This window comes from Paracoccus sp. TRP, assembly GCF_000185925.1.
GTDB lineage: Bacteria > Pseudomonadota > Alphaproteobacteria > Rhodobacterales > Rhodobacteraceae > Paracoccus > Paracoccus kondratievae.
This window is the reverse complement of record NZ_AEPN01000066.1, coordinates 1-11,498: the sequence shown is the minus strand read 5'-3', so window position 1 is coordinate 11,498 and position 11,498 is coordinate 1. Positions and strand designations below refer to the sequence as shown.

General features: G+C 59.6%; 14 protein-coding genes. 6 read left to right on the top strand and 8 right to left on the bottom strand.

All coding sequences use genetic code 11. The features are described 5' to 3' along the window. The first annotated feature begins 516 nt into the window (after positions 1-516). The gene (locus PARACOCCUSGL_RS22515) at positions 517-1,314 is read left to right on the top strand and encodes a DapH/DapD/GlmU-related protein (protein ID WP_010400186.1); all 798 of its coding nucleotides are present in this window, start codon (positions 517-519) and stop codon (positions 1,312-1,314) included. 108 nt (positions 1,315-1,422) lie between these two features. Here PARACOCCUSGL_RS22515 and PARACOCCUSGL_RS0118580 read toward each other — a convergent pair whose 3' ends face one another. After that, a complete protein-coding gene (locus tag PARACOCCUSGL_RS0118580) occupies positions 1,423-1,989 on the bottom strand; it encodes a DoxX family protein (RefSeq protein ID WP_010400184.1) in 567 nt (188 codons plus the stop codon). A 209-nt stretch (positions 1,990-2,198) separates the two neighbouring features. Between PARACOCCUSGL_RS0118580 and PARACOCCUSGL_RS0118575 the strand changes: the two genes are divergently transcribed. After that, entirely contained in the window at positions 2,199-2,564 is a 366-nt protein-coding gene (locus PARACOCCUSGL_RS0118575) for a DUF5329 domain-containing protein (protein ID WP_010400182.1), read from the top strand. Positions 2,565-2,607: 43 nt separating this feature from the next. Here PARACOCCUSGL_RS0118575 and PARACOCCUSGL_RS0118570 read toward each other — a convergent pair whose 3' ends face one another. The 4 genes from PARACOCCUSGL_RS0118570 to PARACOCCUSGL_RS0118555 all read right to left on the bottom strand — a co-directional run bounded on the left by PARACOCCUSGL_RS0118570 (position 2,608) and on the right by PARACOCCUSGL_RS0118555 (position 6,288). After that, positions 2,608-3,852 (bottom strand): SfnB family sulfur acquisition oxidoreductase, encoded by a 1,245-nt coding sequence (locus PARACOCCUSGL_RS0118570; RefSeq protein WP_010400181.1) that lies wholly within the window; start codon positions 3,850-3,852, stop codon positions 2,608-2,610. A 13-nt stretch (positions 3,853-3,865) separates the two neighbouring features. Further along, on the bottom strand, positions 3,866-4,654 hold the full coding sequence (locus PARACOCCUSGL_RS20980) for a branched-chain amino acid ABC transporter permease (RefSeq protein ID WP_010400180.1): 789 nt from the start codon (positions 4,652-4,654) through the stop codon (positions 3,866-3,868). Continuing rightward, positions 4,654-5,163, bottom strand: coding sequence for an ATP-binding cassette domain-containing protein (locus PARACOCCUSGL_RS0118560; RefSeq protein WP_010400179.1), 510 nt, complete (start codon positions 5,161-5,163; stop codon positions 4,654-4,656). The genes PARACOCCUSGL_RS20980 and PARACOCCUSGL_RS0118560 overlap by 1 nt, the downstream gene beginning before the upstream one ends. Before the next feature lie 222 nt (positions 5,164-5,385). Continuing rightward, a complete protein-coding gene (locus PARACOCCUSGL_RS0118555; protein WP_010400178.1) occupies positions 5,386-6,288 on the bottom strand; it encodes a LysR family transcriptional regulator in 903 nt (300 codons plus the stop codon). Between the two features lie 109 nt (positions 6,289-6,397). Here PARACOCCUSGL_RS0118555 and PARACOCCUSGL_RS0118550 point away from each other — a divergent pair, with 109 nt between their 5' ends. Then, positions 6,398-7,171: an SDR family oxidoreductase gene (locus PARACOCCUSGL_RS0118550; protein ID WP_010400177.1), complete on the top strand. Its 774-nt coding sequence runs from the start codon at positions 6,398-6,400 to the stop codon at positions 7,169-7,171. Between the two features lie 18 nt (positions 7,172-7,189). Here the strand turns inward: PARACOCCUSGL_RS0118550 and PARACOCCUSGL_RS0118545 are convergent, their stop codons facing one another. Further along, positions 7,190-7,786 (bottom strand): hypothetical protein, encoded by a 597-nt coding sequence (locus PARACOCCUSGL_RS0118545; RefSeq protein ID WP_010400176.1) that lies wholly within the window; start codon positions 7,784-7,786, stop codon positions 7,190-7,192. 93 nt (positions 7,787-7,879) lie between these two features. On the opposite strand from PARACOCCUSGL_RS0118545, the gene PARACOCCUSGL_RS0118540 reads away from it, so the two are divergent. From PARACOCCUSGL_RS0118540 to PARACOCCUSGL_RS0118530, 3 genes are all read left to right on the top strand, one after another. Beyond that, complete coding sequence (locus tag PARACOCCUSGL_RS0118540; protein WP_010400175.1) at positions 7,880-8,557, top strand: YafY family protein; 678 nt, start codon at positions 7,880-7,882, stop codon at positions 8,555-8,557. A gap of 155 nt (positions 8,558-8,712) precedes the next feature. Then, positions 8,713-9,000 carry a hypothetical protein gene (locus PARACOCCUSGL_RS0118535; RefSeq protein WP_010400173.1) on the top strand — a complete coding sequence of 96 codons (288 nt, stop codon included), beginning with the start codon at positions 8,713-8,715 and terminating at the stop codon, positions 8,998-9,000. 336 nt (positions 9,001-9,336) lie between these two features. Continuing rightward, the gene (locus PARACOCCUSGL_RS0118530) at positions 9,337-10,821 is read left to right on the top strand and encodes an inorganic phosphate transporter (RefSeq protein ID WP_010400172.1); all 1,485 of its coding nucleotides are present in this window, start codon (positions 9,337-9,339) and stop codon (positions 10,819-10,821) included. Positions 10,822-11,066: 245 nt separating this feature from the next. On the opposite strand, the gene PARACOCCUSGL_RS0118525 is transcribed toward PARACOCCUSGL_RS0118530, so the two are convergent. Together PARACOCCUSGL_RS0118525 and PARACOCCUSGL_RS22510 are read right to left on the bottom strand one after the other, a co-directional pair. Beyond that, the gene (locus PARACOCCUSGL_RS0118525; protein WP_010400171.1) at positions 11,067-11,300 is read right to left on the bottom strand and encodes a hypothetical protein; all 234 of its coding nucleotides are present in this window, start codon (positions 11,298-11,300) and stop codon (positions 11,067-11,069) included. Further along, positions 11,297-11,498: hypothetical protein (locus PARACOCCUSGL_RS22510; protein ID WP_237701581.1), on the bottom strand; the 202-nt coding region annotated here is incomplete at its 5' end. The genes PARACOCCUSGL_RS0118525 and PARACOCCUSGL_RS22510, both read right to left, overlap by 4 nt.

Sequence of the window (11,498 nt, the reverse complement as noted above, 5' to 3'; positions counted from 1 at the left end):
GGAATCCTTTTTGTCAACACAACCTAGTCCAGTCTGACTTGCACTGCGCGCAGACGGATGCTCATCAAGAACTGTGCGGTATTTATAACTCTGCATTCTAAGCTTAATTCAGCTGAAGTCCCTGCTAAGGTCATGAGGGGTTTTCTTTTGAAGAGAGCAGACACCTTGGTATAATTCGCCTCAGGGTTTAGTGAAGTGAATTGCGCTGTTTCGTGTATCTTACCCCCGGCAGGGATCACGCTTTTCCACCGGGTAACTATGACAGAGCTGCTTTTACTTTCCCTTAATATTTTTTCTGCAATGAACTTTGATGAAAACACGCCAGAGGTGTAAGGGTGTCGCAGCTACATCGGCCCATCATCTTGCGCCGCGGCCCGGCAACCTGACAAGTCCATCCCGAAGGCTGTCGATCAGCGTGAGCGGGCGAATGGTAGTCAGGTCTTACGCCCGCTCCTTGAGGCCAATCCTCGACCGGTGTAGCAATCTCTGCAACGTTGATGGAGAGGGAATCGGGAAATGGAACACGCAACAGCGGCTCAACTCTTTGAGCGGCATTTCCCCGATGCTGAATCCGCCAAAAACAAATTCCTGCTTACGTCTCTTCCTGAAGGAGAATATGAGCGCGTCAGCCTGTCTCTTCTAAATCCGAAAATCGCTGAGACACATAGAACTGATGGGTGCTATATCTGGGCGCCAAAAGGTAGCTTGAACCTGTTGAAAAAGGTCGTGCGGCTGGCAGTCTATGAGGATTTGAAAGATTGCCAGCTGATATTCTTTCACCTGCCTGATAAGAGATCGAATATTCTGATGTCTTTAAAGGGGCAGGGGCATAAAGGCATATTTTTCTCGCGGCGGCGAATGAACATCACTGTAAAGATGGTTCACAAGGATTGCAGCCTGATCATCGGCGAGAACACCTACATTGGAGGGGCCAGGGTCGTGCTGCTGGAGACAACCGCCACTGTTGCTGCCGGTGGGCTGTGGTCGGACGAGGTCTTGCTGCAAGGCTCGGACAGCCACGGGATTGTCGACCTCGACACGATGTCGATCATCAACTGGGGCCCGGCCAAGATCGATATCGGTCGTCGGGTTTGGCTGGGGCGGCGCAGTTCTGTCATGAAAAATGTCACGATCGGGCAGGGTTCCGTGGTCGCTTCTGGAGCTATTGTGACCAAGGATGTCCCACCTGCCTGTATCGCTGCGGGTGTTCCGGCAAAAGTCGTTCGGACACGTGTATCCTGGTCGCAGAGTCTGAGTGAGATTTCGCGCGGAGAGCGTATTTTTTTCAACCGACTGCGTAAGAACACAGAGTAGCCCCGGCGCTGCGGAGCTTTCCTCATGCTCCGTATTCAGATGCCGAGGTGCACGCAACTCGGCATCTGAAACATCTCTGCCAGATCGTGACCGGTCTGACGAATCGCCTCAGAACTCTTTGCCCAATACGCGGTCGATTGACAGCTTGCCGCCTCCGAAAGCTGCGATGATGGCGGCACCCGCACACCAGAAGGTCGAGTTGAACTCGGCCTTGGCCTGCACTTGATGCAGGAATGCGGTCCCGCCGTCAGACAGGAGGCGGGCTTGGCCGTTTTCGGTCAGGTATTGCAGGTTGGCTTTCAGAAACTCGATCCCTTCGGGCGTGAGCAGGGCGTTCCCATAAGGGTTTTCGATGTGGAATCTTAATGTCATCGCCAGCATCACTGCATTGGCCAGAGCGGCCGGGCGGGTCAACAGACCGACAGCGATCATGAAGCCGCCAACGAATTGCATGACCGCGAGAAGCGGCGAAAAGAACCAGCCCGCCGGTATGCCTGCGACGTTCTCGAGAAAGCCGATCTGTCCCATGGGGTCCAGGATCTTGGGCCAGCCTTCGACCATCAGCAGACCGCCGATGATGATGCGGAACAAAAGCCATCCGATCGGCTGGGCTACCTTGTGGTAGAACGGGGCCATGAACGGCAGGATCAACCGCTCGCGCGGGCTTGAGGTCATTTCTTCCACGTAGATACCCTTTCCTGATACTGATGCCGGATCGTCCGACCTATCTGCACGACCCTGCATAAACTCAAATGAATACCTTGTCTTGCCAGAGTTGAAGGAACAGGATCGTAAAGGTCAGGGGTTGAGTTTCCCGGTCGTTTACGCAATGACTGCTGCAGTTTTCCGCCTCATGCGTGGGGTGATACCGAGGTACCAGTGTCATGTCCGCAATGAAACCTGCCGCCCTTGCCCTGCTTGTCGCCCTTGCACATCCCGCGCAGGCAGAAGCCCCGCCCCCGGTGGTTGCGCAAGAGATCGAGGCGCTGCTGGACAGTATCGAAAGCTCGGGCTGCCGTTTTAATCGCAATGGAACATGGTATGCGGCCGAGAAGGTGCGGTCCCATTTGCAGACCAAGCTCGATTACATCGCCAAGCGCGGCAAGCTGACCTCGACCGAGCAGTTCATCGATCTTGCGGCCAGCAAAAGCAGCGTGTCGGGCAAGCCCTATCTGATCCAATGCGGCAGCGACCCCGAGCAGGCAAGCCGGGCGTGGTTGTTGCAAAAGCTCAAAGCGTTGCGAAGCTAGGATGTGAAAGCCCCGCAAGGGCCATCCTTGCGGGTCTTGCCGGTCAGCTCCAGGCGTGCAGGGGCGGATTGATGCCGTTCAGGTAGTAATTGCCAAGAATCGCGTATTTCCAGCGCACCGGATCATGCAATGTATGGGTGCGGGCATTGCGCCAGTGGCGATCCAGATTGTGCTCGGCCAGGGTCGAGCGCGTCCCGGCCAGTTCGAACAACTTGTTCGTGGCCTGAATGGCGATTTCGGTCGTCAGCACCTTGGCCTCGGCGGTCGCAATCTGGGCTTTCGCCACGCTCGTGGCATCGGGTGCGGCGACGGCTGCGTCTATGGTCAGACCGGCCCGATCCAGCACTGCCTCGGCAGCATTGGCGCGCAGGACCAGATCCCCGACGGCCTGAATGCTATAGGGGTCCTCATAGGCATGCTCAAGGCCGCTATCCACCCACGGGCGCGATCGGTTGCGCACGAAATCAATCGTGTCCTTGATCGCGGCCCGGGCAATGCCAAGGTCGACAGCAGCCTGAATGACCTGAAAGATTGCGCCATCCGCAGTTGGACGTTCATAGCCTTTGTAGCCGGGAACCAGATGGGTTTTGGGCACTTTGACGTTTTCCAGCGTTACCGTGCCCGACAGTGTCGTGCGCTGACCCATGGCCGACCAGTCGTCGATGACGGACAGCCCCTCGGCCCCACGCTCGGCAATCGCGTACCAGGCGCGGCCCTCATCATCCAGCGCAACGATAGGCACGAAATGGGCAAGCAGCGCGCCCGAGGCATAGAACTTGCGCCCGTTGACCAGCACATGGTCGCCTTTGTCAGTGAATTTGGTATTGAACTCGGCAGCTCGTTTGGTGCCGAACTCGGAAAAAGCATTGCCAAAACGCGCGCCCTTCAGCACCTCGCTAAAAAGCAGTTCTTGCTGGGGGCGTTCCGAGACGGTCCGTATCGCAGAGACGACGCCCAGGTGGTTCTGTGGGATCTGACCAAGCGAGGGATCGGCCTCGGATATGATCGTAATAACCCGATTGATCGCGACCCAGGACAGGTCGGCACCGCCGAACTCCTTTGGGACATTGATTGCCCACAACCCGGACTGAGAGAATGCGTCAAGCTCGGAGACCGGCCAGACGCGGTCACGGTCGCGCTCGGACGCGCCCTTTTCGAACTCGGCGGCAAGGGTTTTGGCGACCTCGATCGCCTCATCGGCGGTCCGGATGATATTGGCCGGGGTTGCGGGACGGGAAACCGGAGGAACAGGATTGCGCTCGGCGCCGCTACGTTGATGAACAGTCATTGTCTTCTCCGTATCAACTGGGGTGAATCTCTTGCGCGCCGCCCAGATAGGGCTCTGCAAGTTTCTTTGGGGTGCCGACCGGCAGGCCGGCGAGGATGGAGCCAAAGCCGCCCAGAACCAGAACGGGCAGGGCCTTCAGCACGATCAGCGACAGGCTGAACTGCGCGCCCAGCCGTGCGCCCCACAAAAGCCCGGCGGCCAGCGCGACAAATCCGGCCGCTGTCCAGACCGTCGCCCAGGTGCGGTCAAGCCTTAGACCGACAGCGAGCCCGGCGAACTGGTCGTCGGCAACTGCGCGAAATCCAGGGCCCGTGCGGGTGAAGCGAAAGAAAATCGTCAGCACCGCAAACATCGCCGCCGCGACCAGATCGAAGGTCGGGATAAAGATGCCGCCGATCTCAAAAGATGTGTTTGAGATGCCAAGGGCCAGCCGGTGGACCTGCGTGCCCCAGATCGGCTGGGCAAGCCCCTCGATCACGTAAGAAAGCCCCGATGCCGCCATGAACAGCACCATGGGCGAGCGGTTGGCAAGCGGGCGTAGCGCCGTGCGCTCGATCACAAAACCCAGCACCGTCATTACGATCAGCGTTGCCGCGATGGCGAGGGATAAGGGAAATCCATGTTTGACAGGGCTGACAAAGGTCAGCGCCGCGAACAGCACCATCGCGCCCTGGGCAAAATTCAGCACACCCGAGGTTTTGCAGATCAGCACGAAACCTATGGCGGCCATGGCATACATGACGCCAGACAGCAGGCCGCCGATGGTGACTTCGAGGAAAAAGAGGAAAGCGTACCAGTCCATCACGCGGCCTCCGCCCCCAGACAGGCGCGGATGACCTCGGGGTCGTGCCGGACCTCGGCCGGTGTGCCGTCCGCGATCAGCACCCCATGATCCAGCACCGCAATCCGGTCAGACAGCCGCATAACGACGCAGATGTCATGTTCGACCAACACGATGGCCAGACGCAGATGCGCGCGGGCCCGCTCGATCTGCTGGGCCATGGCGGCCTTTTCCGTGCGGGCCATCCCGGCCATCGGCTCATCCAGCAACAGCACACGCGGCCGGACATGGCGCAGGCGCTGCCCGTCGATGATCACATGGCCGGATTGCGGGCGACAGAGCCCGCAGATCACGTTCACGAGCGAGGATTTCCCCGCCCCGTTCGGCCCGATGACCGAGCGGACCTCTTCTGGCTGGACCTGAAAGCCGACCTTATCCAGCACGGTAAGGCCGCCGGATTGCAACCTGATCTTTTCCACGGCCAAGGCGGCGCCATGCGGCGGTCCATGACCCGATCTTTCCTCTGTCATCGCCGTCCTGTCACACCAATCGCCATTTGCTTCCTGCCCGCAGGAAACACGGCATGTTTGGTCGACATTAAGAGGGCGCCTGATCCCGAGGCCATTCTAAATTCGGGAAGGCCACAGCAAAGAAAATCCGCTCGCCCAGCCCTGACTGGTAAGATCATCCCAGGCTGAAACGGGCCGCATCCTGATTGCGCAGCAATATCAAAGGCCCATCATTCCAAGGTCTTAGAATATAATCTGCGCCTGTAAAATACTGTCCAGCCAGTCGGCAAAAATCTGCATCCGACGCGAGAGATGCTGACGGTGAGGATAAAGCAGCGTCATCGGCATGGGCGCGGCCCGATGCGCCGGCATCACCTCGATCAGCTCGCCCGCCTCAAGATGCGGTCTGACGTCATAGGCCGGGATCTGGATCAGGCCCAGACCAGCAAGGCAACAGGCGATATAGGCCTCGGCATTGTTGACCGTGACCCGGCCACGCATGGCAAGCCGGTGCGTCGTGCCGGTTTCGATCCATTCCCAATCCTCGATCCGCCCGCTTGAGGGCGAGGCATAGTTGACCGCGTAATGGTGGGTCAGATCGGCGGGTGTTTCCGGTACACCATATCGTTCAAGATAGGCGGGGCTTGCGACGTTGATCAGGGCAAGTTTCCCGATTGGCCGGGCGATCAGGCTGGAATCCTCCAGCTCTCCGACCCGCAGGGCACAATCAACTCCGGCCTCGACCAGATCGACCGCCCGGTCGGTGACGCCCAGATCGACATCAATGCCCGGGTAGCGATCCAGAAATTCAGGCAGGGCAGGGGCAATGATCAACCGCCCGATCCGGCCCGGAACGTCGATCCGCAGCCGCCCCGAAGGTTGGATCAGGGATTGCCTGAACAGGTTCTCGGCCTCATCGACATCCGCAATCAGGCGCTGGCATCGCTCATAAAACGCCAAGCCATCCTGCGTCGGCGCGACCTTGCGCGTGGTGCGATGCAGCAACCGCGCCCCGACCCTTTGTTCAAGTTCTTGCACTGCGGCCGAGACCGAGGATCGCGGCATACCAAGCAGGTCCGCCGCGCGGGTAAAGCTTGCGCAATCGACAACGCGGGTAAAAACCCGAAACAGGTCTATACGATCCAAATAGTTTGCCCAATTGTTCTGGTATACTGACAAGTGATGTCAGAATGGCCACCTTTATCGTCAAAATCCAGACGATAGGTTTTCCGCATATCAAAAGCGGAGCCGAGATATGACTGATCACAGCATCAAGGGTAAGACTGTCGTTATTGCGGGCGGGGCCAAAAACCTGGGCGGGCTGATTGCGCGCGATCTGGCCGCGCATGGGGCAAGGGCGGTGGCCATTCATTACAACAGTGCCTCGACCAAAGCAGACGCCGAGGCGACGGTTGCCGCGATCAAGGCGACCGGGGCCGAAGCTGTCGCGTTTCAGGCCGATCTGTCCACCGCCGCGGCGATGGAAAAACTGTTCTCTGATGTCACTGCTGCTATCGGCAGGCCTGACATCGCCATCAACACCGTCGGCAAAGTGCTGAAAAAGCCTATCCTGGAAATCACTGAGGCCGAATATGATGAGATGAGCGCGGTCAACGCCAAATCGGCCTTTTTCTTTATCAAAGAGGCGGGCCGGCACCTGAATGACAATGGCAAGATCTGCACGCTGGTCACCTCGCTGCTGGGGGCCTTTACGCCCTTCTACGCCAGCTATGCGGGCACCAAGGCCCCGGTTGAGCACTTCACCCGCGCAGCCGCCAAAGAGTTTGGTGAACGCGGCATTTCGGTGACTGCGATCGGTCCGGGACCGATGGACACGCCCTTCTTCTATCCGGCCGAGGGTGAGGACGCCGTCGCCTATCACCGGACGGCGGCGGCGCTGTCGAAATTCTCGAAAACCGGGCTGACGGATATCGAGGATATCGTGCCCTACATCCGTTTCATGGTTTCGGAAGGCTGGTGGATGACCGGCCAGACCATTCTGGTCAACGGCGGCTATACCACCAAGTAACCCGGGCTTCAGCCTGCTTCAAAGGATCGAGCCGAACTCCATGCTGATCGGCTCGATCAGGGCAAGGAAGGCTTCGCAGGCCGGGATTCCTGTCCAGCTGGCGCAGATGGCCTGTGCCTGCGCTTGCGTTCCGGCAAAGGCGATGTCCATGTAGGTCCCGTCCTGCAGCCGGATCAGCCGCTGTCCGCGCCACCCCGGCTGACGACAAAGATGATCCGCGATCATCCTGTCATGAGCCATGCGCAGATCCGCTTCGTTTACGCCGGGGCGCAGGCGAAACTGGCTGATCTCGATGCCGCTTCCCGGTTGCAGCAGGGCCAGCCCTCCGCGTGGAGGCGCGTAATGGCCGATGCCGCCAAATTCGGTGATCGAGGCACGGAATCCGGAAAAATCTTTGCCCTTGCCCACCACTTCTGCTGCGGCCTCGGCGGATTGCGCATTTTCCCAGATCACCAGATCGGTCCGCATGCCCCGGTCTTTGCAGCCGCTGAGGGCGAGCCACCCAGAAAATCCCGGCAGGCGCGCCGCCTTTTCCTGCGCGCCGTCGCGCTGATGGTCTGCCTCATCGGGATTGCTGACCTTGTAGGTGACGATCTCGATACATTGTCCGGTCATGGGCCTTTGGCTCCTTTTACTATCAGTTGTCATCCCGACCGTTTCTAGCGATCCCCCCTGACACCTGTTGTCAGGGGTGTTAGAGACGGCGAGATGAAAACGCTCCGGCTCTTTGCGCTGCTTGATCAGTTGCGCCTGGCGCATCGCCCGGTCTCATCCGAGGTGCTGGCCGGGCGTCTTGGCGTGTCCCAGCGCACCATCTATCGCGACATCGCCAGCCTTTTGGCTATGGGGGCGCCGATCCGGGGCGAATCTGGCATGGGCTATCAGCTTGAAAAGGGTTATTTCCTGCCGCCCCTTCAATTCGACCCAGATGAGATGGAGGCGATCATGTTAGGCCTGCGTCTTATCAGCGCGCGCGACGGGGCAGGGCTAAAGGACGCGGCCGAACGTGTTTCGGGCAAACTGGCCGGGACTATGGGCGCGGATCGGGGTGAGCTGTTTCGTGCTTTGCCAATGCTTGCGGTCACCCGCCAGCGCGCCGGTGATGAACTGGCGGCAAGATGGGCTGACCTTTTGCGCCGTGCGATACGGCAGCGGCGGATCATCCAACTGAATTACCGTAACCTTGATGAGCGTGAGAGCTTGCGCCGGGTCCATCCGCTGGGCTTGACGATCTTTGACGAGGCCTGGCTTTTGACCGGCTGGTGCGAACTGCGCGAGGACTTTCGTAATTTCCGGCTGGATCGCATTACCAGCGCCATTGAGACGGGCGAGACATTTCCGTTGCAGCCCGGTCGAAGGTTCAGGGACTATCTCGTCCAGCTATAAGGTGCGCGGATCCGGTTGGGGCACACGCTTTCACCGGTATGAGTTGCGAGCGTTTTTCAGCGCCGTTGTCGGGCCTTGTCCTGCACCTCTGACGCAAGCCATTCTGCCGGGATAGAGTGTGCAAGCCGGAGACCGGGAAATTGAGCATGCTAAGAATGCGGATCTGGCAATATCTCGCGATGATTTTCATCGGGGCCTTGCCTGTGCTCTCGGTCCTGCTGGCGGGTCTCATTGCCTCGATAAACGGGTGCAGGCTGGATGAAGGTTCAGCCCATGTCTGCATGGTGTGGGGGCGTGATATCGGCGGGGTGCTTTACACGATGACGGTCATCGGCTGGCTGGGGCTGATCTCGGGCTTGCTGGTGATCGCGGGGCTGCTTGGGCTTTGCGCAGAGCTGATCCTTGCCGTGGGGCGCAGACTGTTTTCGCGTCGGGGCGGGTGAGCTGCGCTGACGGACCAATCACCAACCTCCAGGCACTTGCCATGATCAAGCGGTCAGGGCGGATATCCTTGCCTTCTCGTTTCCAGGGGTCTGGCTACCAGGGGGAAGGTAAATCCTCATAACTCAAGATATGCCGACGGGCGTCGAAGGCCGGCTCCGGTGAGATGATAGCATACGGGACGGCTCGACTCCCACTGACCGGCATGATCGCGGCGATTTCACCAGCGACCGCCGATGGCGTGATGCGGGTAAGGCAACTATGCAGCTTCTTTTATCTGATCCGCCTTGCCAGATTGATGAATCCTGCCTAGCACCCGGCGAAAAGAAAGGCGGAACATGTCTGACAAGGATCTTGAGCCTCGGCACCTGGAAACACTGGACCGCGATCTGGGTCGTTTCGCAAATCTGGAGGCGGCAGCCGCCTATGTCTCGCGGCCTCTGGTGGCGCCCGGCATCGCGCTTGTCTTCATCATTCTGGCCGGGTTGGCTGCGGTAATGATGCTGGGACAGAGCAGCAGGATGCTGGTCGTTGTCACCGCCGCCGTGTTTGGCGCCTATATGGCTCTGAACATCGGTGCCAACGATGTCGCAAACAACATGGGGCCGGCGGTGGGGGCCAATGCGCTTAGCATGGGCGGGGCCATCGTCATTGCGGTGATCTTTGAAAGCGCGGGCGCGCTGATCGCCGGTGCCGACGTCGTCTCGACCATCTCAAGGGGCATCGTCGCGCCCGAGGCGCTGGACACACCTGCAACCTTTGTCTGGGCGATGATGGCAGCACTGCTTTCCTCGGCTCTGTGGGTAAACCTGGCGACCTGGATCGGGGCGCCGGTATCGACCACCCATGCCGTGGTCGGCGGGGTCGTCGGCGCGGGCCTTGTCGGTGCCGGTATCGGTGCGGTGCAATGGAATCAGATGGCTGCAATCGCGGCAAGCTGGGTGGTGTCGCCACTGCTGGGTGGGTTGGTGGCAGCAGGCGTTCTGTGGTTCATCAAGAGCCGCATCATCTATCGCGATGACAAGATCGCGGCCGCCCGGGTCTGGGTTCCGGTTCTGGTCGGCGTCATGTCGGGCACTTTCGCCGCCTATCTGGTGATGAAGGGGCTTAAGCAGATCATCCACATCTCGATGGGGCCGGCTTTGCTGCTTGGCCTCATTGTGGGCGCCGCAAGCTGGCTGCTGATGATCCCGGTCACCCGTCGTCAGTCCGAGGGACTGGAGAATCGCAACAAATCCCTGAAGGTGCTGTTCGGCATTCCTCTGGTCGCGTCGGCAGCTCTGCTGAGCTTTGCCCATGGCGCGAACGACGTTGCCAATGCGGTCGGTCCGCTGGCAGCTATCGTGCAGACCGTGCAGACCGGCAATCTGAACGACGATGTGACCATCCCGCTGTGGGTGATGCTGATCGGTGCCTTTGGGATTTCCTTTGGCCTTAGCCTGTTCGGACCCAAACTGATCCGCATGGTCGGGAGTGAGATCACCAAGCTGAACCCGATGCGCGCCTATTGTGTCGCGCTGTCGGCAGCGGTCACGGTGATCCTCGCCAGTGCGCTGGGGCTGCCGGTCAGCTCGACCCATATCGCGGTTGGCGCGATCTTTGGTGTGGGTTTTTTCCGCGAATGGGACGCCGAGCGACGCCTGAAACAGGCCCGCATGGCCATCCCAGGCGAAGACAGCATCCCCGCCGAAGAGCGCCGTCGCCGTAAATTGGTCCGCAGGCTGCATGTGCTGACCATCGGGGCGGCTTGGGTCGTCACTGTTCCAGCCGCGGCGCTTCTGTCGGCGCTTCTGTTCCTGATCTTGCGGCAGATTCCGGTCTGACCGCAAGGAGCGCGGGCTGTGCCTCCGCCTGCCGGGGCACTCGGGTGATTTGCCTGACAGAGCCCCTTTGCACGCAAGATCGCAGGGAGAGATCCGTTTTCGCGCAGAAAGCCACGGATAATTTGGTTTCCCGGGCGGATATCCCGCATCCGAAAAGCTTGAGATCATCCGGATTTTCGGGCAGTCGAACCTGTCCGAAAAACGCATGCTGTTCCGAAGCGGCTTCGTGGCACGCCGAGTATGGATTATATCCGCTGCTTGTAATGGTGCCGCAATCGGTCAATCAGATCGTCACTCATCGCGCGTTCTCCGGTGGCGAGGGCAGGGGTGAATACGCAGATTCCATATCGCCCCGTAACGACAGTATTTATGAAATCAACGTCGGCAGATCTCTGGCCGAGACCGGTTTGTTCGGCCATGCTGCGCAGCCAGGCATCGATCGCGGCGCATAAAACATCGCCCCAGCGTAGCTCGCTCATGTCCTCTCCTTCTCGTCGCGGGGGTGGGTCAGTGGCGCTTGGCAGGTTGAGTTGGCTGCACAAGCGATAGCGCTGGGGACGACGCGGCTAAACGCCTCTGCCACGCCATTTCGAATCTGATGCTGATCGCAAATTTCTGCCGCCGCAACTGGCAGCTCGAACACGGCGTCTGTGAACCGCACCGGGTTTGCCGGAGGC

Bases quoted from the DNA above. Each gene is read 5' to 3' on its own strand.
- PARACOCCUSGL_RS20980 (WP_010400180.1), bottom strand. From the start codon at position 4,654: ATGGACTGGTACGCTTTCCTCTTTTTCCTCGAAGTCACCATCGGCGGC.
- PARACOCCUSGL_RS22515 (WP_010400186.1), top strand. From the start codon at position 517: ATGGAACACGCAACAGCGGCTCAACTCTTTGAGCGGCATTTCCCCGAT.
- PARACOCCUSGL_RS0118580 (WP_010400184.1), bottom strand. From the start codon at position 1,989: ATGACCTCAAGCCCGCGCGAGCGGTTGATCCTGCCGTTCATGGCCCCG.
- PARACOCCUSGL_RS0118525 (WP_010400171.1), bottom strand. From the start codon at position 11,300: ATGAGCGAGCTACGCTGGGGCGATGTTTTATGCGCCGCGATCGATGCC.
- PARACOCCUSGL_RS0118575 (WP_010400182.1), top strand. From the start codon at position 2,199: ATGTCCGCAATGAAACCTGCCGCCCTTGCCCTGCTTGTCGCCCTTGCA.
- PARACOCCUSGL_RS0118545 (WP_010400176.1), bottom strand. From the start codon at position 7,786: ATGACCGGACAATGTATCGAGATCGTCACCTACAAGGTCAGCAATCCC.
- PARACOCCUSGL_RS0118550 (WP_010400177.1), top strand. From the start codon at position 6,398: ATGACTGATCACAGCATCAAGGGTAAGACTGTCGTTATTGCGGGCGGG.
- PARACOCCUSGL_RS0118570 (WP_010400181.1), bottom strand. From the start codon at position 3,852: ATGACTGTTCATCAACGTAGCGGCGCCGAGCGCAATCCTGTTCCTCCG.
- PARACOCCUSGL_RS0118560 (WP_010400179.1), bottom strand. From the start codon at position 5,163: ATGACAGAGGAAAGATCGGGTCATGGACCGCCGCATGGCGCCGCCTTG.
- PARACOCCUSGL_RS0118530 (WP_010400172.1), top strand. From the start codon at position 9,337: ATGTCTGACAAGGATCTTGAGCCTCGGCACCTGGAAACACTGGACCGC.
- PARACOCCUSGL_RS0118535 (WP_010400173.1), top strand. From the start codon at position 8,713: ATGCGGATCTGGCAATATCTCGCGATGATTTTCATCGGGGCCTTGCCT.
- PARACOCCUSGL_RS0118540 (WP_010400175.1), top strand. From the start codon at position 7,880: ATGAAAACGCTCCGGCTCTTTGCGCTGCTTGATCAGTTGCGCCTGGCG.